This is a genomic window from Bradyrhizobium sp. USDA 3397 (assembly GCF_054060965.1).
Window position 1 is genome coordinate 2,793,497 of record NZ_JBSSDS010000001.1, and the last position, 21,477, is coordinate 2,814,973.

At 64.6% G+C, this 21,477-nt stretch carries 19 protein-coding genes; 3 read left to right on the top strand and 16 right to left on the bottom strand.

The features are described from left to right. Window positions 1-103: 103 nt before the first annotated feature. From ACVWYQ_RS13260 to ACVWYQ_RS13315, 12 genes are all read right to left on the bottom strand, one after another. Window positions 104-2,428 (bottom strand): mechanosensitive ion channel domain-containing protein, encoded by a 2,325-nt coding sequence (locus ACVWYQ_RS13260; RefSeq protein ID WP_456725696.1) that lies wholly within the window; start codon window positions 2,426-2,428, stop codon window positions 104-106. 766 nt (window positions 2,429-3,194) lie between these two features. Continuing rightward, window positions 3,195-4,232: a patatin-like phospholipase family protein gene (locus tag ACVWYQ_RS13265; protein ID WP_338122693.1), complete on the bottom strand. Its 1,038-nt coding sequence runs from the start codon at window positions 4,230-4,232 to the stop codon at window positions 3,195-3,197. After that, complete coding sequence (locus ACVWYQ_RS13270; protein WP_404543307.1) at window positions 4,229-5,158, bottom strand: polyphosphate kinase 2 family protein; 930 nt, start codon at window positions 5,156-5,158, stop codon at window positions 4,229-4,231. The genes ACVWYQ_RS13265 and ACVWYQ_RS13270 overlap by 4 nt, the downstream gene beginning before the upstream one ends. Then, window positions 5,118-6,137: a branched-chain amino acid ABC transporter permease gene (locus ACVWYQ_RS13275; protein ID WP_404543308.1), complete on the bottom strand. Its 1,020-nt coding sequence runs from the start codon at window positions 6,135-6,137 to the stop codon at window positions 5,118-5,120. Before ACVWYQ_RS13275 ends, ACVWYQ_RS13270 begins: the two co-directional genes overlap by 41 nt. Next, entirely contained in the window at window positions 6,134-7,015 is an 882-nt protein-coding gene (locus ACVWYQ_RS13280) for a branched-chain amino acid ABC transporter permease (protein WP_036006719.1), read from the bottom strand. The genes ACVWYQ_RS13275 and ACVWYQ_RS13280 overlap by 4 nt, the downstream gene beginning before the upstream one ends. 5 nt (window positions 7,016-7,020) lie before the next feature. After that, window positions 7,021-7,725 carry an ABC transporter ATP-binding protein gene (locus ACVWYQ_RS13285; RefSeq protein ID WP_271543708.1) on the bottom strand — a complete coding sequence of 235 codons (705 nt, stop codon included), beginning with the start codon at window positions 7,723-7,725 and terminating at the stop codon, window positions 7,021-7,023. Window positions 7,726-7,728: 3 nt separating this feature from the next. Beyond that, window positions 7,729-8,496: an ABC transporter ATP-binding protein gene (locus ACVWYQ_RS13290; protein WP_036037489.1), complete on the bottom strand. Its 768-nt coding sequence runs from the start codon at window positions 8,494-8,496 to the stop codon at window positions 7,729-7,731. 12 nt (window positions 8,497-8,508) lie between these two features. Continuing rightward, entirely contained in the window at window positions 8,509-9,831 is a 1,323-nt protein-coding gene (locus ACVWYQ_RS13295) for an ABC transporter substrate-binding protein (RefSeq protein WP_157284701.1), read from the bottom strand. 93 nt (window positions 9,832-9,924) lie between these two features. Next, entirely contained in the window at window positions 9,925-10,629 is a 705-nt protein-coding gene (locus ACVWYQ_RS13300) for an NUDIX hydrolase (protein ID WP_271543706.1), read from the bottom strand. Between the two features lie 28 nt (window positions 10,630-10,657). Continuing rightward, on the bottom strand, window positions 10,658-11,683 hold the full coding sequence (locus ACVWYQ_RS13305; protein WP_271543704.1) for an ABC transporter substrate-binding protein: 1,026 nt from the start codon (window positions 11,681-11,683) through the stop codon (window positions 10,658-10,660). A 138-nt stretch (window positions 11,684-11,821) separates the two neighbouring features. Continuing rightward, window positions 11,822-12,610 (bottom strand): ABC transporter permease, encoded by a 789-nt coding sequence (locus ACVWYQ_RS13310; protein ID WP_157284704.1) that lies wholly within the window; start codon window positions 12,608-12,610, stop codon window positions 11,822-11,824. After that, window positions 12,610-13,428 (bottom strand): ABC transporter ATP-binding protein, encoded by an 819-nt coding sequence (locus tag ACVWYQ_RS13315; RefSeq protein ID WP_157284705.1) that lies wholly within the window; start codon window positions 13,426-13,428, stop codon window positions 12,610-12,612. Before ACVWYQ_RS13315 ends, ACVWYQ_RS13310 begins: the two co-directional genes overlap by 1 nt. Window positions 13,429-13,707: 279 nt before the next feature. Here ACVWYQ_RS13315 and ACVWYQ_RS13320 point away from each other — a divergent pair, with 279 nt between their 5' ends. Together ACVWYQ_RS13320 and ACVWYQ_RS13325 are read left to right on the top strand one after the other, a co-directional pair. Further along, window positions 13,708-14,490 carry an ATP-binding cassette domain-containing protein gene (locus tag ACVWYQ_RS13320; protein WP_271540695.1) on the top strand — a complete coding sequence of 261 codons (783 nt, stop codon included), beginning with the start codon at window positions 13,708-13,710 and terminating at the stop codon, window positions 14,488-14,490. Beyond that, window positions 14,487-16,046, top strand: a complete 1,560-nt coding sequence (locus ACVWYQ_RS13325; protein ID WP_271540696.1) for an ABC transporter permease/substrate-binding protein — start codon at window positions 14,487-14,489, stop codon at window positions 16,044-16,046. The genes ACVWYQ_RS13320 and ACVWYQ_RS13325 overlap by 4 nt, the downstream gene beginning before the upstream one ends. Window positions 16,047-16,200: 154 nt before the next feature. On the opposite strand, the gene ACVWYQ_RS13330 is transcribed toward ACVWYQ_RS13325, so the two are convergent. Both ACVWYQ_RS13330 and ACVWYQ_RS13335 read right to left on the bottom strand, forming a co-directional pair. Further along, on the bottom strand, window positions 16,201-17,913 hold the full coding sequence (locus tag ACVWYQ_RS13330; protein ID WP_157284708.1) for a sulfatase-like hydrolase/transferase: 1,713 nt from the start codon (window positions 17,911-17,913) through the stop codon (window positions 16,201-16,203). 210 nt (window positions 17,914-18,123) lie between these two features. After that, a complete protein-coding gene (locus tag ACVWYQ_RS13335; protein WP_271540697.1) occupies window positions 18,124-18,777 on the bottom strand; it encodes a TetR/AcrR family transcriptional regulator in 654 nt (217 codons plus the stop codon). Window positions 18,778-18,883: 106 nt separating this feature from the next. Between ACVWYQ_RS13335 and ACVWYQ_RS13340 the strand changes: the two genes are divergently transcribed. Then, window positions 18,884-19,504 (top strand): hypothetical protein, encoded by a 621-nt coding sequence (locus ACVWYQ_RS13340; protein WP_456725697.1) that lies wholly within the window; start codon window positions 18,884-18,886, stop codon window positions 19,502-19,504. Between the two features lie 215 nt (window positions 19,505-19,719). Here the strand turns inward: ACVWYQ_RS13340 and ilvC are convergent, their stop codons facing one another. Both ilvC and ACVWYQ_RS13350 read right to left on the bottom strand, forming a co-directional pair. After that, entirely contained in the window at window positions 19,720-20,739 is a 1,020-nt protein-coding gene (gene ilvC, locus ACVWYQ_RS13345; protein ID WP_027577255.1) for a ketol-acid reductoisomerase, read from the bottom strand. 133 nt (window positions 20,740-20,872) lie between these two features. Beyond that, entirely contained in the window at window positions 20,873-21,475 is a 603-nt protein-coding gene (locus ACVWYQ_RS13350) for a LysE family translocator (protein ID WP_036006650.1), read from the bottom strand. Between the last annotated feature and the right edge of the window lie 2 nt (window positions 21,476-21,477).

Genomic DNA, 21,477 nt, shown 5'->3' on the forward strand with positions numbered 1-21,477 from the left:
CAACGATCTCCGCCGCCGAATGGATTCTTTGCGACCGGTTGCGCCGGGGAATGGCGAGAGCCCTCGAGAGCCTTCAGGGACGAGGACGCATGATGCGGCGCGTCTATCCCGCCGCCCGCCGGGGCGTCAGATTGGCAGCGCTGTCTGCCGGCGGCGCGATGTGCATCAGGATGGTCTGCCCCGACGATGCGACCTCGATGCCGTTCTGCTGAAAGCGCAGCTTCATGCGGCGGTTGAATTCGCGCTGGACCGGCCAGCGGCCGGCCTCGGTGCAGCGGATCTGCCCGACGATCGACACCATCGCGCCGTCGACCTTGTCGACGCCCCACAGCTCGAGGTCGCCGCGGATGAGCGCGCGGAAATCCGCTTCACGGCGCATCTCGTCGACGATGTCCTTGAGGATCTGGCCGGCGCGGTCGGTGTCTTCCTTGTAGGCGACGTTGACGCTAACCGAGGCGTTGCCGGCGCCGCGGCTGGCATTGGTGATGGTCGTGACCGCGCTGAACGGCACGATGTGCACGGCGCCGTCGCCCGCGCGCAGGCGGATGGTGCGGATCGAGACGTTCTCGACGACGCCCGACAGCCCGGACACGCTGACGGTGTCGCCGACCTGCACCGTATTCTCCAGCAGCAGGAACAGGCCGGTGATGAGATCCTGCACCAGCTTCTGCGAGCCGAAGCCGATCGCAATGCCGACGATGCCGGCGCCCGCGAGCAGCGGGGCGACGTTGACGCCGATCTCGCTCAGCGCCGTGAGGCCGACGATTGTCGCGATCAGGCAGAGCAGCGCGGTGCGCAGCATCGGCTGGAAGGTGCGCAACCGCGCGGCGCGGGCATAGTGCCCGTCCCGCGACAGCGTATTGATCTGGCGGTCCAGCAGCGCATTGCTGGCTTCCCAGATCGCTGCAGCGATGAGTACGGCGAGGCCGATGGTCACCACGGCCGAGATCAGCCGGCTGCCGATCTGGCCGCCATAGAACCAGACGATCGCGTCCACGCCCCAGACCTCGAGCACCGCCACGAAACCGATGAAGGCGATCACGCCGGATACGATCCTGCGGAGCAGCGGCAGATAGCGGTTGGCACGGATCTCGAGGCCGGGAAAGCGCTGGAGGATTTCCGGCTTGATGCGGAAGCCGTGGTCGATCAGGCTCAGCGTCAGCATGATGACGACACGCGTGACCAGCGCCACCGCGATGGTGCCGACGAAATATTGCAGCAGCAGCGAATAGCCGTTGCGGATGTTGAGCGCCCACACCGCCCAGAGCGCGAGGTCGAGGGCGATGGCAAGATAGTGCCAGCCGCCGGCGATGCGGTTGCGCAAACGAGCCGCGATCCCCTGCCGCTCGGCCGGCGCGCGGATGGCATCGGCGACCTGGCGGCGGCATTGCAGGATGATGACGGCGATGAAGAGGTGCACGACCAGCATCACCATGCGCAGCAGCGCGGCGTAGCCGGCGCGGTGCAGGCCGAGCAGCAACGCCACATTGGCAAAGGCGATGCCGGAGATGCCGACGCCGACGATGCGGCGCGCCCAGATCTCGACATAGGCGGCGGTCTCCGCGCGCACCGGAAACAAGCCGAACGGCCCCGCCAGAGCCCGAACCAGGCAGATGAGCCCGCGCGAGAACGCATAGGCGTTGACGACGGCGAGGATCACGAGGCGGACGGTTGTCGGTTCTCCAATCTCCGTCCCGAGCAGCGCGGTGGCGACGCCGACGAAGATGAGCACGGGAAGCAGCTCGAGTACGAAACGCCCGAACACGAAGGGCAGGCGCAGCATGATCTGCCAGACCCGCGCAAGGCTGTGGCGTCGCTCCTGCATTTCAGGTGCAGGCGTAACGTCGGCGACTGATGATGGCGGATCGGCAAGCGGCAACGCGGGTGCCGGCAGGCGCGCGGTTTGCGGCACGCGTCCCTCCAGGAACGCGACCGGCCGGCGGATCAGGCGGAAGATCACCCATTCGGCCGAGAGGGCGCAGCCGAGCACCAGCGCCAGCTTCCAGGCGATCTCGATCAGAAGATTGTAAGCCGCGGGATCGTTCGCGGTGCGCACGATCCAGTAGTAGAACGCGGGAAAGTGCGTGAGCGTCCGCGCGATGCCGGCGATCTCACGCGAGATTTCGCCGATCTCCTCCGAGACCGTGAGCATGAGCTGCGCTCCGAGGCCGTCGGCCGAAAGCGGGATCGGCGAATTCGGCTGCGGCCCGGCCTGTTGCGGACCAGACGCGTTGGCGATCGCACGGAGCGTATCGATCATCTGCGCGCGCTTCTTGTCGTCCTGAAGCGTGTCCAACGCACGCCTGGCTTCGTCAGGCGATAGCGCCGCGGCACCGTTCGCGGCTGGCGCATCGGCGCGGGCGCAGGAGAGAGAAGAGATCGCAAGGAAAAGAGCGGCGAGAAGCGCCGGGACAAGCTTTTGCGACACGCAGATTCCCTGGAAAAGTGAATGTGCTCGCAGGTAGCGTGGCCGCCACCGCCGAAGCACATCCGTCATGTCGGATCGGCGCTATTCGCCCCCAGCCTGTGTCGGAAGTTGGCCTTTGGGACGACATTCTCTTGGCATTTGCCGCAGCGCAGGATCGGGAGCTGATGTCCCGTCAGCGCGCACAAAGACCGTTTGCGGATCAGACAACAGGATTAAGACGAGCGGGGTGTCAAAAAAAAGCGGTGCGGCGGCCTTCACGGCCATCCGACACGATCAAAATACAGCGCCGGGAAGGTAGGGGCTTTGCCTCACTGATGCAGCCCGCTAAACCTTGTCCCGGCGTGCCGTTCGCGGTTTGCGCCGCTATGCGATAGTCCGAACGAGCTCCATCGCAATTAACGCGGCTGGATTTGCGGAGGTGGTGTCATAGACCTCCCCTTGCTCATGAGGTGGACGTTGCGCGTCGCTTGTTGGCGACCAGGGGCATGGTCCCCCTGCGACACAAAACTGTCAAGCAGGATCAATGATCTGACGATCACATTTGACGGCCCGAGTTCCGCTGTGCAAATCGCTTCCGCGCGAAGTGAGGGATTTCCGAAGGCAGCCGGCATGGTGACATCATGCCCCTGTTTTGCCCGACGATGCAAACGAATTTCGTGAAATCCGCATCGCGGATGATAGGACCCGATAAGCCATTGATACCGCTATTCCTGGCTACTGTGCATGGGGTTGTTTTCGCACTTTTGGTCGATGGCCACCCGGCCAACTAGAGAAACATCTCCGCGAGGTCGACCGTCGAGGCCTTCCCGATCTGGTCGAAGTTTCGCGCCAGCCAGTTGCGCGCCGCCGCGCGGCCCTCATCGCGCAGGCGGCACAACAGGCTCCATTCGGGGTGGAACTGCGTGGCCGTGCCGAGCTGCGACATCAGCGCGTCGTTGCCGATCCAATGCATGTACATGCGGCTATGCTTGTTGCTGTCGAGCTCGCCATCGTCGATCAGCCGGGTGGCGAAAGCGACCGCGCGCATCTCGCGCATCAAGGACGAATTGAAGCTGATCTCGTTGATTCGGTGCAGGACATCGGCGGCACTGGCCGGCAGCTCGTCGCGCCGGATCGCCGTCACCTGCACGATGACGACGTCGTGGCTGCCCTTGCGGTAGATCAACGGATAGATCGCGGGATTGCCGAGATAGCCGCCGTCCCAGTAATGCTCGCCATCGATCTCGACGGCCTGGAAATAGGGCGGCAGGCAGGCCGAGGCGAGCACGGTTTCCGCCGTCAGCAGCGGGCTCTGGAATACCTTGATCTTGCCGGTGCGGACGTTGGTGGCGTTGAGAAACAGCTGCGGCGCCTCGGGCGAGGAATTGAGCCGGTCGAAATCGATCACGCGCTGCAGCAGCGCGCGGAGCGGATTGAACTGAAAGGGATTGAGCAGGTTGGGCGGCAGCGTGTGCGTCAGCGTGTGGATGAATGCGTGGACCGGATGATATTCCGGCGGCAGCTTCAGGGCCTGAATCCACTGGTTCAGCGGCGACATCAGGTCGTATGCCATGTCCATGCGCGAGACTTCGTACCAGAATGCGTGCAGGCTCTCCCGCGCGGCCTCCGCGCCTCCATGCGCCATGCCGGAGGCCATCGCCACCGCATTCATGGCGCCGGCACTGGTCGCGCTGATCGCCTCGATCGCGAGCCTGCCGTCCTCGAGCACCTGGTCGAGCACGCCCCACACGAAAGCGCCGTGCGCGCCGCCGCCCTGGAGCGCGAAGTTGACGTTCTTGCAGTTCGTGGTCCCGCTGGCTGTCACTTTGCTTGCTTCCTGCCGCCCGTCCCTTCTCTCTCCAGAGCCTTGCGCACCTGCTTGAACTCCTCAAGCGAGGCCTTGTCGGCGCGGGGGAAGCGCAGGTCGAGCTTTTCCAGCTCGGCATTGATCACCGAGCCGATCACGACGCGGGCGAACCATTTGTGGTCGGCGGGCACGACATACCAGGGCGCATGGGACGTCGCCGTGTGCCGGACGATGTCCTGGTAGACCGCCTGGTAGCGCGGCCACAGCGCACGCTCCCTGATGTCGTCCATGGAGAACTTCCACTGCTTGGCCGGATCGTCCAGCCGCGCGAGGAAGCGCTCGCGCTGCTCTTCCTTGGAGAGGTTGAGGAAGAACTTCAGCACCACGGTGCCGTTGCGGCAGAGATAGCGCTCGAAGGCGGAGATGTCCTCGAACCGCTCCTTCCAGATGTTCTTGGTGACGAGCTTCGGCGGCAGCTTCTGCTTGGCGAGAATCTCGGGATGCACGCGCGTCACCAGGCATTCCTCGTAGTGCGATCGGTTGAAGATGCCGATATGGCCGCGCTCGGGCAGCGCGACCGCATGACGCCAGAGGAAGTCGTGGTCGAGCTCCTTGCTGCTCGGCGCCTTGAAGGCCGTGACCTCGCAGCCCTGCGGATTGATGCCCTCGAAGATCGCCTTGATCGCAGAATCCTTGCCGCCGGCGTCCATCGCCTGGAATACGATCAGGAGCGACCAGCGATCCTGCGCGTAGAGCTTCTCCTGAAACGCGATCAGCCGCTTCTTGTTGGCGTCGAGGATCGCGAGCGCCTTCTCCTTGTCGAGATCGCCCCTCTCGTCGGTCTTGTGGTCCTTGAGGTGAAACTTGCCCGAGCCATCGTAGCGAAACGGCGTGATGTAGCGGTCAAGCTCCTGGGCGAGCGACTTGGACGGCTTTTTGCTCATGAGCGCGGGGCACCTTGCGTTGCAACTTCAATCGGTCGAGCAAGCTACCAAGGATGCCCTTGGGAAGGAATATGATGAAAAGCACGAGCAGCACGCCGTAAACGAGATTATCCCAGCCGACCGCCTTGGTGCCGAAACCGATGCGTAGCGTTTCCGCCAGCAGGATGGTGATGATGGCGCCGACGGTCGGGCCGAGCGAGACGAACAGCCCGCCGACGATCGCGGCGAACACCATCTGCAGCGAGACCGCGATGCCGCTGACGGTGTCGGGCGTGATGAACATCTGGTACTGGCAGTAGATCGCGCCCGCCAGAGCCGTCATCAACGCGCTGAGCAGCGTGATCTTCAGCTTCTCGGCGGTGACGTCGACACCGGCCGCGGCGGCGGCGTCCTCGTCCTCGGAGATCGCCTCCAGCGCATAACGCGCCATGCTGCGGTCGACCCAGTGCCAGACCACGATGCCGAACAGCCACACCGCAAGCGCGATCAGGTACCAGGTGGTCTTGTCGTCGAATTGCAGCGCCAGCAGCCTGTTGCCGGACGCGCGGTTCGGGGTGTAGCCGAGCGAGCCGCCGGTATAGTCGCGCGTCGCGGTGATGACCTGGAGCACGATGCCTGACAGCGCCAGCGTCACCAGCACGAAATAATGCCCGGTGATACGAAAGCGAAAGCAGGGATAGCCGACGATCATCGCCAGCGCACCGGCCGCCGCCATGCTGATGGGAATGCCGATCCAGGGCGACAATCCTGCGTGATTCCACAACAGCGCGGTGCCGTAAGCGCCGATCCCCATGAAGCCGCCATGGCCGAGCGACACGAGGCCGAACCTCCCCATCATCGACCAGGACGTATAGGCGAACGACCAGATCAGGATCAGCACCAGGATGTGCAGATGATAGGGATCGCGATAGACGAAGGGCAGCGCGACCAGCGCCGCCAGCCCCACGCCCCATGCAGCAAGCCGCCCCTGCCCCATCATCGGCGCCTCGCAAGCAGGCCCGCGGGCCGGATGAACATCATGACGATGAAGAACGCGAAGGCCAGCACATAGCCCCATTCGAGGTCGGAGAACAGGCCCCCGAGCGAGATGATCTCGGCGAACACGAAGGCGGCGATGAAGCCGCCAATGAAATTGCCGAGGCCGCCGAGCACGCAGATCAGGAAGGTGATCGGCCCGAAGGACAGGCCGACGAAGGGATGCACGTCGTATTGCAGCACGAGGAGGCAGGCCGCGAGGCCGGCGAGCGCGCCGCCGAGCGCCGACGTGATCAGGTAGATCCGCTTGGTGTCGACGCCCATCAGCGCCATGATCTGGCGGTCCTGCGAGATGGCACGGATCGCAGTGCCGGTGAAGGTGCGCGTCATGAACAGATAGACGGCGACCATGCCGACCAGCGCGGCGACGAACGAAAGCAGTCGTGCGTAGCTGAAATTCATGTCGCCGAAGGCGAGCACCGGCAGGCGGATGCCGAGATTGCGGAAGTCGATGCCGAAGGCGACCGTGGCAAAGCTCTGCAGCACGAACAGCACCCCGCCGGTCGCGAGCAGCTGGTTGATCGGTGGCGCGGTCAGCAGCGGCGCAATGACGAGGTAGTGCAGCGCCGCACCAAGCACGGCGACCAGCAGGATGGTGAGCGGGGCAGCGACGAAATAGCTGACGCCATAATACTGCACCATGAAATACATGCCGTACATGCCGATCATGACGAGCTCGGCGTAGCAGATCCAGGTCACGTCGATGACACCGAAGATCAGGTTGAGCCCGAGCGCGAGCAGTGCCAGCACGCCGCCGAGCAGGATGCCGTTGATGACGGCCTCCAGCAGGTAGATGTCGAATACGTCCAGGAACGCCTGCATACCCATCACACCCCGAGATAAGCTTCCTTGACCGTGTCGCTCGCCAGCATCTCGGCCGAGGTGCCGGACGTGCGGATCGTGCCCGCCTCGATCAGATAGGCGCGGTCGACCACCTTCAGCACCTGCTGCACGTTCTGCTCGACGATCAGCACCGTCAGCCCGCTGGCGCGGATCCGCTTCACCAGCTCGAACACCTGCTGCACCACCACCGGCGCGAGCCCCGCCGAGGGTTCGTCGAGCAGCAACAGTTTCGGATTGGACATCATCGCGCGGCCGATGGCGCACATCTGTTGCTCGCCGCCGGACATGGTGCCGGCCATCTGGTGACGGCGTTCCTTCAGGCGGGGGAACAGGTCGAACACCACCTCCAGCCGCTCGGCGTAGTGGTCCCGCGCCTCCTTCATGAAGGCGCCCATCTTGAGATTGTCGTCGACCGTGAGCTGCGGAAACAGCCGCCGGTTCTCCGGCACATGCGCAATGCCGAGGCTGACGATCTTGTGCGACGGTGTCGCGACGAGGTCGACGCCCTCCATCTTGATCGATCCGCGCGAGGGGCGGATCAGGCCGGAGATGACGCGCATCAAGGTGGTCTTGCCGGCACCGTTCGGGCCGATCACGCCGACGGCTTCGCCGGCCTTCACGTCGAGATTGACGTCGAACAGTGCCTGGAAGGTGCCATAGCCGGCATTGAGGCCGCGAAGCTCCAGCATCACCTAGCCTCCCGCGCGGCGGCGCGCTTCGGCGGCCGCGGCCTGCGTGGTCTCGGCGTCGGTGCCGAGATAGACCTCGATGACGCGCGGATCGCCGGCGACCGCGCTCGGCAGGCCTTCCGAGATCTTCTCGCCGTGATCGAGCACCATGACGCGGTCGACGACGCGCATCAGGACGCCCATGATGTGCTCGACCCAGATGATGGTGATGCCGAGTTCGTCGCGGATGTTGCGCAGCATGTCCGCAGCCTGGTCCATCTCGGCCTCGTCGAGACCGCCGAGGCTCTCGTCGGCGAGCAACAGCTTTGGCGCGGTGGCGAGCGCCTTCGCCAGTTCCAGCTTCTTCAGCCCCGCCGCGCCGAGCCCATCGACGCTGGCATGGCGGTCGGTCGGCAGGCCGACCATCGCCAGCGACCGCTCGGCCGCCTCCTCCGCCTTGGCGCGGCTGTGGCGGCCCTGGCCGTAGAAGCCGGCAAGCGCGACGTTCTCGAAAATGCTGAGGCGGCGGAACGGCCGCGGGATCTGGAAGGTTCGCCCGATGCCGCTGTTGATGATCCGGTGCGGCGCAAGGCCCGCAATCTCGTGCCCGGCGAACAGGATCGATCCGGAGGTCGGCGCCAGCGTGCCGGACAGCATGTTGAAGATCGTGCTCTTGCCCGAGCCGTTGGGACCGATCAGGCCGAGGATCTCGCCCTGATCGACCCGGAACGAGACGTTGTTCACGGCGGTGAAGCCGCCAAACCGCTTCACCAATCCGCTGACTTCCAACACCGCAGAACCCCGCTATTGGTTGCTGTAGGTGGTGCCCTTGGGCAGCGGCAGCACGGCCTCGCGCTGCGCCTGGCTCTTGGGCCACACCACATAGGACTTGTCGTCGACGTATTGGATCACGACCGGGAACGAGCGCTCGTTCTGGCCGGCCATTGGCGAGCCCTCGCCGTGGAATTTGACGCCGAAGCCGAGCATGGTGCCGCCTTCGGGTATGTCGGTGTCCAGTGCTGCCTTGCGCAGGGAATCGGGATCTACACCGCCATATTTCTTGATCGCTCGCGGCAGCACGTCGTTCAGGAACAAATAGGTGTTGGACGCAGCCATGCCGACATGGGCCGAACGGATGGCGACACCCGGCTTGCGCTTGTCGAACTCCTCGCCGACCGCCTTGATGATCGGCGGCAGCTTCGGATCCATGCTCTTCTGGTTGGCGAGCCAGATCGAGATCGGATCGGTGTTGAAGACATAGTTTACGTCGGCGCCCAGGCCTTCCTTCAGCTTCTCATAGACCCCGTAGCCGGCGCCATGTCCTACCAGCGCGCCGAACTTCAGCCCCTGTTCGCGGGCTTGCCGAAGCAACAGGGTGATGTCGGGATTATAGCCGGTATGGAACACCACATCCGGCTTGGCCCGCTTCAGCTTGGTGACCAGCGCAGACAGATCCGGGGCCGTCGCCGAATAGCCCTCTCTGAGCACGATGTTGAAACCGGCCTTCTTGGCACCGGCCTCGTTGCCTTTGGCAACGTCGACGCCGTAGGCGCCGTCCTCGTGGATGATGGCGACCCGCAGGTCCTTCGGGTCCTTGCCCAGCTTTTCCTTGGTGTTCTGCGCGATGAAGTCCATCGTCATCATGCCGAACTGGTCGCCGGAGGCCTGCGGGCGAAACACGTATTTGTAGTTCTTGTTCTCCAGCACCGCCGACGAAATGCAGGTCGTGATCCACATGAACTTCTTCAGCTGCTCGACCCGCGCTGCCACCGGCACGCATTGCGCCGAGGAGAAGAAGCCGAGCAGCATGTCGACCTTTTCCTGCTCGATCAAACGGATCGCTTCATTGATGGCGATATCCGGCTTGCTCTGAGCATCGGCATAGATCGCCTCGATCTTGTAGCCTTCGACGTCTTTCGTGCTGTACTGATCCAGCATGATCCTCGCGCCGGTGTACTGCAGCTCCGAACCGCCGCCGGCGAGCGGGCCGGTGAGATCGTAGATGACGCCGATCTTGAGCTTTTTCTCTTGAGCCTTGTCTTGGGCCGCGGCAGACACCGCCAAGCCCGTCGCTGATATCGCGACCAACAACCCACGTACCAAGCGGGCAGCCATGCGCAGGCGCATCAAAACCTCCCTGGACGATTTGTGCATTGCATTCTTGGTGCAATTCTTCGGCCCATCACATGGGCTGCGCGCGGCGATGTCAAGCCTCGCGCATCAGCGCGCTGCGAACTGCTGCTCGACGAAGGCCGTGACAAATCGCGGCATGGACGGCCTGAGATCGCTGGTCCCGCGCACGAGGTGAATGGCGGACAGCTCCGGCTCGGTCTCGCGCGCAAGGTTGGCTTCGATCCGGGCGCGAGCCACATCGCCCGGCATGCCCAGGTTGATGACCTGCAACATCGCGATCGTGGGGCCCGTGACCACGCAATGCCAGCCCGGCTCGATCCGATAGTCGGCCGCGGTCAGGCCGGTCTCCTCGCCGAGCTCGCGGACGACACTGCCGGGAATATCGAGCGCGCCGTCGCTGACATCGTGGAGATCAGGCGTTCCCGAGGGGAAATAAATGCGGCCGGCATTGGCGGTGTGGGGCGCCATCTCGCCCATGATGAAGGCGCCGTCGGAGGCGCGCAGCGCGCCCATGCCGAAGCCGTTGAACACGGCCTTGTCGGGAAAGCCCCAGTCGCGCCAGGCGAGGAAGCTTGCGAAATCCGTCTCGAAATAGGTCGCCGTCAGGTGACCGTCGTTGAACACGGCGTCACGCCCGAGCAGGACGCGGCCGTTCCAGATTTTCGGCCGCTCGCGCTGCTTCTCGGCGAAATGCGCCGCGATCTCGGCGCGCCGTTCCTCGGCGAACGGCCACACGATCGGCCGCACCGCAAGATCGAGCGTCGCGACGCGATGTATGACCGGTGACGTCATGACGCCTGATACCACGCCATGGCGTCGGCTATTTGGCGCTCCCCGTTGTCTTCTTGGCCTGCTCGACGAATTTGTTGGTGAAGGTCTTGCTGACGTCGATCTTGGCGTTCGCCACCTCGGGCGAGCCGACGCTGAACACTGCAAGCACGGCGTCGGCGCCCTTCGGGTCCATCTTGCCGGTCTCGGAATACATCGGGATCGTATTCCTCAGCGCGGCGAGATAGAGTTCCTTGTTCTTGCCGACGGTCTGCTCGGGCATCTTCGCCATGATCTCCTCAGGGCTGTGCGAATGGATCCAGGCGAGCGTGGCGAGGATCGCATTGGTGAGCGCCTGCGCCTCCTTCTCATGGCCGTTGATCCAGGCCACGGTCGAATACAGCGCGCCGCCCGGATATTCGCCGCCGAACGTCTCCAGCGTATCCTTCTGGGTACGGGTGTCCGAGAGGATACGCAGATCCTTGTGGCTGCCCTGCAGCACGGTCACGGACGGATCGAGCATCACCGCAGCGTCGATCTGGCCCTGCTCCATTGCGGCCACCGCAGTGGCGCCGAGGCCCACCCCGATCACGGCGACGCTGGTGGGATCGAGCCCGTTCTTCTTGAGCATGTATTTCAGGAAGAAGTCGGTGGAGGAGCCGGGCGCACTGACGCCGACCTTCTTGCCGGCGAGATCCTTGACCGACTTGATGTCGTTGGTCCGCGATGGCGCGACCACCAGGACGAGGCCGGGATAGCGGTCATAGACCACGAAGGATTGCAGCTCCTGCTTCTTGGCGGCGAGATTGACGCAATGGTCGAAATAGCCGGAGACCACGTCGGCGCTGCCGCCGAGCACGGCTTTGAGCGCATCCGAGCCGCCCTTGAGGTCGACGAGCTCGACACTGACGCCGGCCTTCTCGTATTCGCCGAGCTGCTTGGCCAGTACGGTCGGCAGATAGCACAGGCAGGAGCCGCCGCCGACCGCGATGGTGACCTTGCTTTGCGCCGCGGCAAGCGAGGTGGTGAGCGTCAGCGCGAGCAGCGCGCCGGCGAGCCTGGCAATCGTTTTCTTCATTGGTTTCCTCCGTTCGGCCGGCGGCACCATAGAGCAGCGGGACTGGCTTGAGAAGCACTGCCTGATCGGCCCTTCGGCGCAGCTAGTACACCCAACACACGACCGGATCGCATCCACGCGATCAAATGGACCTGCTTCCTATCCCCGCCCGTCCGACGCGGCCGGCCGCCACACCAGGAGGCGCCGCTCCACCAAGGTGACGCCGAAATCGATCAGGATGACGAAGGCCGACAGCACGAACATGCCGGCGAACACGCCGGCGACATCGAAGATGCCCTCGGCCTGCTGGATCAGATAGCCGAGCCCGGCCGCCGATCCCAGATATTCGCCGACCACCGCGCCGACCACGGCAAAGCCGACGGAGGTATGAAGCGACGAGAACATCCACGACAGCGCCGACGGCCAATAGACATGCTGCATCAGCTGCCGCTCGCTCATGCCGAGCATGCGGCCGTTGTCGAGCACGGTCCGGCTGACCTCCTTGACGCCCTGATAGACGTTGAAGAAGACGATGAAGAACACCAGGGTGACGCCGAGCGCGACCTTGGACCAGATGCCGAGCCCGAGCCACAGCGCGAAGATCGGCGCCAGCACGACACGCGGCAGGGCGTTGACCATCTTCACATAGGGGTCGAACACCGCGGCGACCAGCGGCTGGCGCGCGAACCAGAAGCCGACCAGGACGCCGCCGAGCGATCCGATCACGAAGGCGAGGATCGATTCCGCGAGCGTGATGCCGAGGTGCTTCCAGATCACGCCGGAGGCGAACCATTTCACGATCTGGCTGAACACGTCGAGCGGGTTGGAAAAGAAGAACGGCGGCAGCAGGATCTTGCCGAACACGGGAATGGTCGACAGCACCTGCCACAGCACCAGGCCGACGACAGCGACCAGGACCTGCAGCGCAAACAGCGTCGTGCGCGACATCAGACCACCTCCGCCGCCTGGGTGGACTGTGCGTACCCCTTCATCACCTCGTCCTTGAGCACGCTCCAGATCTCGCGATGGAGCGCATGGAATTCCTTGTCGAGGCGCACCTCGAAGATGTCGCGCGGGCGGGCCAGGCCGACGCGCCAGTCACCGATGATGCGCGAGGACGGTCCCGCCGACATGATCACGACGCGGTCGGCGAGCGCGATGGCCTCTTCGAGATCGTGGGTGACGAACAGCACGGCCTTGCGGTCGGCACTCCACAAGTCGAGCAGCAGATTGCCCATGACCTGGCGCGTCTGCGCATCGAGCGGCCCGAACGGCTCGTCCATCAACAGGATCTTCGGATCGCGGATCAGCACCTGCGCCAGCGCCACGCGCTTGCGCTGGCCGCCGGAAAGCATGTGCGGATAGCGGTTCGCGAAGGCGCCGAGGCCGACGGCGGTCAGCCATTTCTGCGCCTGCGACAAGGCCTCCGCGCGCGGCGTGCCCTTGACCTCGAGTCCGATCGCGACATTGTCGAGCGCGGTCTTCCAGGGGAACAACGCGTCGGCCTGGAACAAATAGCCGGCATCCCGATTCAGCCCCGCCAATGGCTGGTCGAAAATCCTGACGCTGCCCGCGGCGGGCTTGAGCAGGCCCGCCGCGACGTTGAGCAGCGTCGATTTCCCGCAGCCGGTCGGGCCGACGATGGCCACGAACTCGCCCTGCGCGACCGCAAGATGCGCGTTCTCCACCGCCGTATAGACCCGGCCGTCCCCCAGCCGGAATGCCACCCTGGTATCTTCCAGCGCCACTGCCGTGGGCGTCGTCATGTGCTTCCTCCGAACTCAGGCCGATGCCTTAGCCGCTTGTGCGGCCAAGTTCAATCGAGGCGCCCGGCGTGCTACGCATGGCGTGCTGCCGCGCTCTTACCCTCCCCTGGAGGGGGAGGGTCGGCTCACATGAGCGCAGCGAAATGTGAGACGGGGTGGGGTGACAGTCTCTCCACGGAGGCAGTGCCCGCGTGGACAGAGCACCCCACCCCGCTCGCGCTGCGCGCGATCGACCCTCCCCCTCCAGGGGAGGGTAAGAGAAGAGAGAGCTCACCTGCGATGTCTTCCAAGCTGGCGATCAGCTACCAGCACGTCACCAAGCGCTTCGGCTCCCTTGCAGCCGTCGATAACGTGTCGTTCGACATCGCCGCGGGTGAGTTTGTGGCCGTCGTCGGCGGCTCGGGCTCGGGCAAGACCACGCTGCTGCGGCTCGCCAACCGACTGATCGAGGCCGATAGCGGCACCATCACCGTTGAAGGCGAGGACGTGCGGAATGTCGATCCGGTCGCGCTTCGGCGCCGGGTCGGCTACGTCTTCCAGAGCGGCGGGCTGTTTCCGCATCTGAGCGTCGCCGACAATATCGGCATCACGCCGAAGCTGCTCGGCGAGCCGGAAGCGGCCGTTGCAGGCCGCGTCGACGAGCTGCTGGAGCTGGTGCAGCTCGACCGCGCATCGCATCGCGACCGGCTGCCCGAGGCGCTCTCCGGCGGCGAGCGTCAGCGCGTCGGTGTGGCGCGGGCGCTCGCGGCAAGGCCCCGCATCGTGCTGATGGACGAACCGTTCGGCGCGCTCGATCCCCTCACCCGCGATGCGCTCGGTGACGATTATCGCGCGCTGCACCGCAAGCTCGGCCTGACCACCGTGATGATCACCCATGACATGACCGAGGCGATCCTGCTCGCCGATCGCATCGCAGTGATGCGCGGGGGACGATTGCTCGCACAGGGTACGGCTGCGGAGCTCTCGAGCAGCAGCGACGATTACGTGCTCGAGCTGTTGCGTACCCCGCGCCGCCAGGTCGAGCGGCTGAACGCGTTACTGCCGATGGGCGGTGCGGCATGAGCCTCTTCACCGATCCGCGCTGGGGCGAGGCGCTGTCGCATCTGCCTGATTACCTCGGCAACCATGTGCGGGTGAGCCTCGCCGCCCTCGCGCTTGGCCTCGCCGTGAGCTTGCCGCTGGCGATCCTGACGCGCAATCGTCCGGCGCCACGCGGCATCCTGCTCGCGTTGGCCAGCATCGTGCAGACTGTACCCGGGCTGGCGCTGCTCGCGCTGTTCTATCCGCTGCTGCTGCTGGCTGCTTCCGTCACGCTGGCCTGGTTCGGAATATCCTTTTCGGCGTTCGGCTTCCTGCCGGCGATGCTGGCACTGGCGCTCTATTCGATGCTGCCGGTGCTGCGCAACGGCATCACCGGCCTCAACGGCATCGATCCCGCGCTGATCGAGGCTGCCGAGGGCGTCGGCATGACCGCGCGGCAATCGCTGCTGATCGTCGAGCTGCCGCTCGCGCTGCCGGTGATGATGGCCGGCATCCGCACCGCGGCGGTGTGGGTGATCGGCACCGCGACGCTGTCGACGCCGATCGGGCAGACCAGTCTCGGCAATTACATCTTCGCCGGCCTCCAGACCCAGAACTGGGTATTCGTGCTGTTCGGCTGCGTGGCTTCCGCCCTGCTCGCGCTCGCAGTCGACCAGTTGCTCGGCCTGATCGAGAGCGGCCTGCGCCGCCGCAGCCGCGCACGCAGCGGCCTCGGGGCGCTCGGAATCGCGGCGCTGGTTGCAGCAACGCTAGTGCCGACCATGGGGCGCTCGTCGTCAGGCTACGTGGTCGGCGCCAAAACCTTCGCGGAGCAATATGTGCTGTCGGCGTTGATGAGGGATCGCCTCCAGGCCGCCGGTCTGTCCGCGACGGCGCGCTCCGGCCTCGGCTCCAGCGTGATCTTCGGGGCGCTGAAGGCCGGCGACATCGATCTCTATGTCGATTATTCCGGTACGCTCTGGGCCAACCAGCTGCATCGCACCGACATCAAGCCCCGCGCAGAACTGGTCGCGGAATTGAAGACGGCGCTCGCCAAGGACAACATCACCCTGCTCGGCGAGCTCGGCTTCGAGAACGCCTATGCGCTGGTGATGCCAAGACGACGCGCCGATGCGCTCGGCATCCGAACCGTCGCCGATCTCGCCGCACATGCGGCTACGCTGTCGATTGCCGGCGACTACGAGTTCTTCTCGCGCCCCGAATGGGCTGCGCTGCAAAAGGCCTATGGGCTACAGTTCCGCGCCCAGCGCCAGATGCAGCCGGACTTCATGTATGCGGCCGTGGCCAGCGGCGAGGTCGACGTCATCGCTGGCTACACCAGCGACGGCTTGATCGCCAAATACGAGCTCACGGCGCTCGACGATCCCAAACGCGCGATCCCGCCCTACGACGCCATCCTGCTGCTTGCGCCCAAGCGCGCCGGTGACGCGCGACTGCAGGCGGCGCTCAAGCCATTGCTCGGCAAGATCGACATCGCCACCATGCGCGAGGCGAACCTGCGCGCCAGCGGCAATGATGCGAATTCATCACCGGATGCGGTGGCGAAGTGGCTGTGGGAGAAGGTGGGCGGGCGATAAGGTGAGATTTCGTAGGGTGGGCAAAGGCGCGTAAGCGCCGTGCCGACGGTCTTTGCGTGTGAGAGGTGGTGGGCACGCTTCAGCCTTCGCTCTCCGAGCTACGGCGGACAAGTCGCTTTGCCCACCCTACGGGTTCTCAGGTTGACGGTAAGGGCTACAGCCCCCGGATCATCCCCGCGTCGATCAGCAGCCGATTCAGCCGCCGCGCCTCGGCGCCATCCTTGCACCCGTAGAAGATGCCTTTGCAGCGGAGCATGATCTCCTTCTGCTCGGCAAAGGACGGATCGAGCGGGATGCCGGCGGCTTCCTGAACCACCAGCGGCAGATAGGGACCGTCAATCGTGTCCATCACGGCCTGGCTTCCGACCGGTTCGAAATTGATGGCGTCGATGGCGTAATAGGTCGCGTAGAGGCGCGGATCGTAGGCGTCGAGCTTCTTGCCGATGGCGCCCTCGTCGAGCCCGGGCTCGAGGATAGCAGCCGCAAACTCCGGCTGATGATCGCCGTAGCGAACGATCAGGAATGGCTCGCCGGGAAAGGTCTTCTTCAAACCGGCAACGAACGCCTTGTACTGCTCTGCGCTCATGGTCTGGCGGCGCAGATATTCATCGATGGACGGCATATTGCCCGGCGCGCGCCAATTCGGCAGCAGATCGGGACGGAAGCGGGTCTCCCAGGGGAAGTGGTTGGCACCGAGATAGATGAAGGCGAACAGCGGCTTGTTCGGCGGCTGCTGGCCGATCAGCTGAAGCGCCTTGTCGTAGAAGAAGCTGTCGGGCTCGACATCCTTGGCGCCGAGATCCTTGGAATCGAGGAAGCGCTCGATTCCCGTCGTCATCTGGAAGCTGCGCGCGCCCATGAAGCCGCCATGGGCGGGATAAAGTGACAGCGTGTCATAGCCGCAGCGGCGCAGCGCCAGCGGCAGGCCGCGCTCGACCCGGTTCGAGGCGATGCGCGTGACGAAATAGGCGAAGCGGCCGAATGAACGCGAGGAAAGCCCTGCGAGCACGTTATACTCGGTGAACCAGCTCGGCCCGCCATTGCTCTCGGCGAGGAACGTGCGCTGCTTGCCGTCCCACGATTTGAAATAGTCGCCATAGCGCGGCGGCACCTTGATGCCCTGGGCGGCGCGGATGTCGAAGCTCGATTCATCATGGATCATGATAATGTTGGGGCGGCGGCCCGCCGGATGGCAGGCATCGACCAGCGGCATGTTGAGCCGCTCGCCGGTCGAAGCAGACGCCTCCATGAAGCCGTATTGCGCAAAGTCGGAGACGGCCGTGACGCCCGAGCGGAAGAATTTCGAGAGATAGCCGTCGTCGTAATAGCCGCGCCAGGCCTCGTCCGGGTGATAGAGCGAATAGCTGACCAGGGCGGCAAGGCAGGCGAGCTTGCAGGCGAGCGCCGGCAGGCGGCGGATGCGGAACGGATCGAGCCACCACAGCGCATACATCAGCGGCAGCGTGACGAGACCGGCCAGGATCACCGACCAGCGCAAATTCGGGAAGATCGTGAAAAGGAACGCGACGGTGTCGCGGTCGATCATCATCAGGTCGATGAAATTGACCGTCATCTGCACGACGTCGTGCTTGAGCCGCGACAGCAGCACCAGCACGACGACCATCGTCAGCGACAGCGCGCCCGACAGCGCGGGGCGACGCAGCAGCGTGATCCAGAAGAAATTAAGGATTCCCCAGGCCAGTGCGAAGGTCAGACGCGAGCCGAAATCGGTCTCGGTCTCGTACATCAGCGCGAGAGCCGCCAGATGCGGCGCTGCAACCGCGAGCAGCCGCCAGATGCCGAGCGCGGCGACGCTCGCCAGCACGGCCGTCGTGGCAGAAGGACCTGGATTGGGCGCGGACGCCATCGACGACACGCAACTTCTGGTCCGGCGCGGTGATGCCAAGCCTGGCTGGCCGACTTAAAAACAGCCAGGGCGTCCGGAGCAGCCGGAAGCCTGCACCGTGTCATAAAACTGTAACGGAATGGTCAAGGAGAGGCAACGCGCGGCGCGGTCCGACCTTCGCTTAATGTTAGCGGGCTGCGCCGTACGGCATCGACCAGAGCCGTTGGCCCGCTAGGGCTTTGCGATACCTGCGATGAACAGGTCGATCACCCCCTCCGCCATCCGCTCGATCTCGCCCTCCCCGACGCCCCAGCGCGGGAAATGGCCGTCGAGATTCATCCGGGCGAAACCGTAGACGAGGGCGCGCCCGGCGATCTGGATACGCTTGAGGTCGGCCGACCGCAGCAGGCCTTGCTCTGCCGCGTCGACCAGCATCTGCTCCGTTAGCGCGATCAGCTCGGCGTTGTCTCGTGTCAGGTCCGGCGAGCTGCCATGGGCAAAGTAGCGCCCGGTCGAGATGATCTCGAAATGCGCGGGATTGCGCATGGCCCAACGCAAATAGGCGAGACCGAAGGCGCGGAAGCGGGCGAGCGGGTCGGCGGCCGGAGCCTCGCGCAGCGCCGCATCGATCTCGGCGCGAAAGCGCCGCTGCGCCTCCTCGGCCGCGGCTGCCATGAGCGCATCGCGGTTGGGAAAGTGTCGGAACGGCGCCCCCGGCGACACCGCGGCCCGGCGCGCAGCCTCCCGCACCGAGACTTCGGCGCCTTCCGCTGCGAGTTGCAGTGCAGCATCGATCAACACGCGGCGGAGGTCGCCGTGATGGTACGGCCGGGCTTCGGTGGCAGGGCGGCGCGCGCGCGGCTTGGACGGCTGACGGACAGGCATGGATCCTTCTAGCCTCACCCGAACGTGAATGTAAGCGATGATTACACCATTGACGGTCCCGCAACGTCCAAATGTAATCAGTGATTACATAGAGAGGGAGATCGCCATGTCCGAACGTCGAAGCTGGCTCGAAGGGTGGCGCCTGCTGGCCGTCCTTTGCTGGAGCCTCGTCACCCTCAGCCTATGGATCGCCTCGATGCGGCAGTTCGAGGTCGAGGGCGTTCGCATGGTGATCCGCTTCACGGCGCGAAGCTCGCTCCTGTTGTTCTGCCTCGCCTTCAGCGCCGCGGCGCTGGCGCGGCTGTGGCCTAATGCCTGGACGCGCTGGCAGAAGCGCAACCGCCGCTATCTGGGCCTCAGCTTCGCGGCCTCCCACGCCATCCACGCGGCGGCGATCATGACGTTTGCCGGGATGGATCCGGCCGGATTTGCCGAGGCCACCTCGGCGGCCTCCTACATCTTCGGCGGCATCGGCTACGGCTTCATCATCGCCATGAGCGCGACGTCGTTCGACCGCACCGCTGCACTGATCGGCCCGCGCGCCTGGCGGGCCCTGCACCTTGTGGGCGGCTATTACCTCTGGCTCCAGTTCATGGTCTCGTTCGGCAAGCGCGTGCCGACGATGCCGCTCTATGCCGCCTTCCTACTTCCGCTGCTCATCGTGCTGGCGCTGCGCATGATTGCGATGGCCCACCATCCGCGTGGGCAGACCGTCCCGGCCGGCTGATGCGACGGCGTGCTTGGCAGGAGCCGAGCCGCTTCAGGCCGCGGAAAGAATGAGAGAGCAATGTCTCGCCGAGACGAAAGAGCGAGACCGCTGTTTGCGATCTCGCTCTACCATAGCCGCCAAGGTCCAAGATTTGGCTTGGCGAGCGAAGCTTGAATTTCGCTCGTCATTCCGCGGCGCGCGCTGAGCGCGAGCCCGGAATGACGGCGCAGACGTCAGTTCTTGCTCTTGTCGACCAGCGCGCCCTTCTTGATCCAAGGCATCATGTCGCGCAGCTTGGCGCCGACTTCCTCGATCGGGTGTGCGGCGAGCTTGGCGCGGGTCGCCTTGAACGAGGTCTGGTTGACCTTGTTCTCGAGCATCCAGTCGCGGGCGAACTTGCCGCCCTGGATGTCGGCCAGAACCTTGCGCATCTCCTTCTTGGTTTCGTCGGTGATGATGCGCGGGCCGGTGACGTACTCGCCGTACTCGGCGGTGTTGGAGATCGAGTAGTTCATGTTGGCGATGCCGCCTTCATAGATCAGGTCGACGATCAGCTTCACTTCGTGCAGGCACTCGAAATAGGCCATCTCCGGCGCGTAGCCGGCTTCGACCAGGGTCTCGTAGCCGCCCTTGATCAGCTCGACCAGGCCGCCGCACAGCACCACCTGCTCGCCGAACAGGTCGGTCTCGCACTCTTCCTTGAACGTGGTCTCGATGATGCCGGCGCGGCCGCCGCCGATGGCGGAGGCGTAGGACAGGCCGAGGTCATGGGCATTGCCCGAGACGTCCTTCGCAATTGCGATCAGGCAGGGCACGCCGCCGCCGCGCTGATATTCCGAGCGCACGGTGTGGCCGGGGCCCTTCGGCGCGATCATCAGCACATCGAGGTCGGCACGCGGATCGAGCAGGTTGAAGTGAACGTTGAGGCCGTGCGCGAACACCAGGGCAGCGCCCTTCTTCATGTTGTCGTGCAGGTGCTCGCGGTAGATGTCGCCCTGGAGCTCGTCCGGGGTCAGCATCATGACGAGGTCGGCCCATTTGGCAGCTTCCGCAACTTCCAGCACCTTGAAGCCGGCGGCTTCCGCCTTCTTCGCCGAAGCCGAACCCTTGCGCAGCGCAATGGCGACTTCCTTGACGCCGGAATCCTTCAGGTTGAGCGCATGGGCGTGACCCTGGCTGCCGTAGCCGACGATGGCGACCTTCTTGCCCTTGATCAGGTTCAGGTCGGCGTCGCGATCGTAATAAACACGCATAGGTCGTTTCCTCGTTCAGGGCCGAAATCGGCCAATGGTCAGTGTCCGAAGGGTGAAATTTGCGGATTTCGGGGGCTGTCTAGAGCATTTTCAGCCCTGAGGGAAACCCGTTTCTGCATGGAAATCCGCGACATCATGCATCCATGAAAACGGGGTAGAGGGAGGCCAGCAGCAGGATCGCCATCAGGATGTTGAAGGCGCGGACCAGCCGCTCGGAAGTCAGAACCGGCCGCAATGCGGTGCCGAACAGCGCCCAGACCACGGTCGAGACCGTGCCGACGACGAGGCTGATCACGGTCTGAATGGCGATGTTGAGCGGGAATTGGGCGATCGCCGCATAGGCAGTGATGGTGCCGATCACGATCACCCAACCCTTGGCATTGATCCATTGGAACATGGCCGCGCCCCAGAAGGTCATGGGGCCGCGGCCATTCTCCTCGCCCGGCTTGGCCGGACCGGCCATGGCGATCACAGCGGCGAGGTAAATCAGATAGGCAGCACCGGCATATTTCAGGATGGTCTGGAGGATCGGATAGGCCAGGAACACGGAGCCGAGCCCGAGGCCGACCGCGGCGACCATGAAGGCGAAACCGAGCACGATGCCGACGATGTGCGGGATGGTGCGCCGGAAGCCGTAGGTCAGGCCGGAGGACAGCAGCATGATGTTGTTCGGCCCGGGCGTGAAATACATCACGACCATGAAGACGAGGAAGGCGTAGAGCAGCGAGTAGGTCATCA

Bases quoted from the DNA above. Each gene is read 5' to 3' on its own strand.
- ACVWYQ_RS13270 (WP_404543307.1), bottom strand. From the start codon at position 5,158: ATGAGCAAAAAGCCGTCCAAGTCGCTCGCCCAGGAGCTTGACCGCTAC.
- ACVWYQ_RS13275 (WP_404543308.1), bottom strand. From the start codon at position 6,137: ATGATGGGGCAGGGGCGGCTTGCTGCATGGGGCGTGGGGCTGGCGGCG.
- ACVWYQ_RS13280 (WP_036006719.1), bottom strand. From the start codon at position 7,015: ATGCAGGCGTTCCTGGACGTATTCGACATCTACCTGCTGGAGGCCGTC.
- ACVWYQ_RS13285 (WP_271543708.1), bottom strand. From the start codon at position 7,725: ATGCTGGAGCTTCGCGGCCTCAATGCCGGCTATGGCACCTTCCAGGCA.
- ACVWYQ_RS13295 (WP_157284701.1), bottom strand. From the start codon at position 9,831: ATGCGCCTGCGCATGGCTGCCCGCTTGGTACGTGGGTTGTTGGTCGCG.
- ACVWYQ_RS13300 (WP_271543706.1), bottom strand. From the start codon at position 10,629: ATGACGTCACCGGTCATACATCGCGTCGCGACGCTCGATCTTGCGGTG.
- ACVWYQ_RS13305 (WP_271543704.1), bottom strand. From the start codon at position 11,683: ATGAAGAAAACGATTGCCAGGCTCGCCGGCGCGCTGCTCGCGCTGACG.
- ACVWYQ_RS13310 (WP_157284704.1), bottom strand. From the start codon at position 12,610: ATGTCGCGCACGACGCTGTTTGCGCTGCAGGTCCTGGTCGCTGTCGTC.
- ACVWYQ_RS13315 (WP_157284705.1), bottom strand. From the start codon at position 13,428: ATGACGACGCCCACGGCAGTGGCGCTGGAAGATACCAGGGTGGCATTC.
- ACVWYQ_RS13320 (WP_271540695.1), top strand. From the start codon at position 13,708: ATGTCTTCCAAGCTGGCGATCAGCTACCAGCACGTCACCAAGCGCTTC.
- ACVWYQ_RS13325 (WP_271540696.1), top strand. From the start codon at position 14,487: ATGAGCCTCTTCACCGATCCGCGCTGGGGCGAGGCGCTGTCGCATCTG.
- ACVWYQ_RS13330 (WP_157284708.1), bottom strand. From the start codon at position 17,913: ATGGCGTCCGCGCCCAATCCAGGTCCTTCTGCCACGACGGCCGTGCTG.
- ACVWYQ_RS13335 (WP_271540697.1), bottom strand. From the start codon at position 18,777: ATGCCTGTCCGTCAGCCGTCCAAGCCGCGCGCGCGCCGCCCTGCCACC.
- ACVWYQ_RS13340 (WP_456725697.1), top strand. From the start codon at position 18,884: ATGTCCGAACGTCGAAGCTGGCTCGAAGGGTGGCGCCTGCTGGCCGTC.
- ilvC (WP_027577255.1), bottom strand. From the start codon at position 20,739: ATGCGTGTTTATTACGATCGCGACGCCGACCTGAACCTGATCAAGGGC.
- ACVWYQ_RS13350 (WP_036006650.1), bottom strand. From the start codon at position 21,475: ATGACCTACTCGCTGCTCTACGCCTTCCTCGTCTTCATGGTCGTGATG.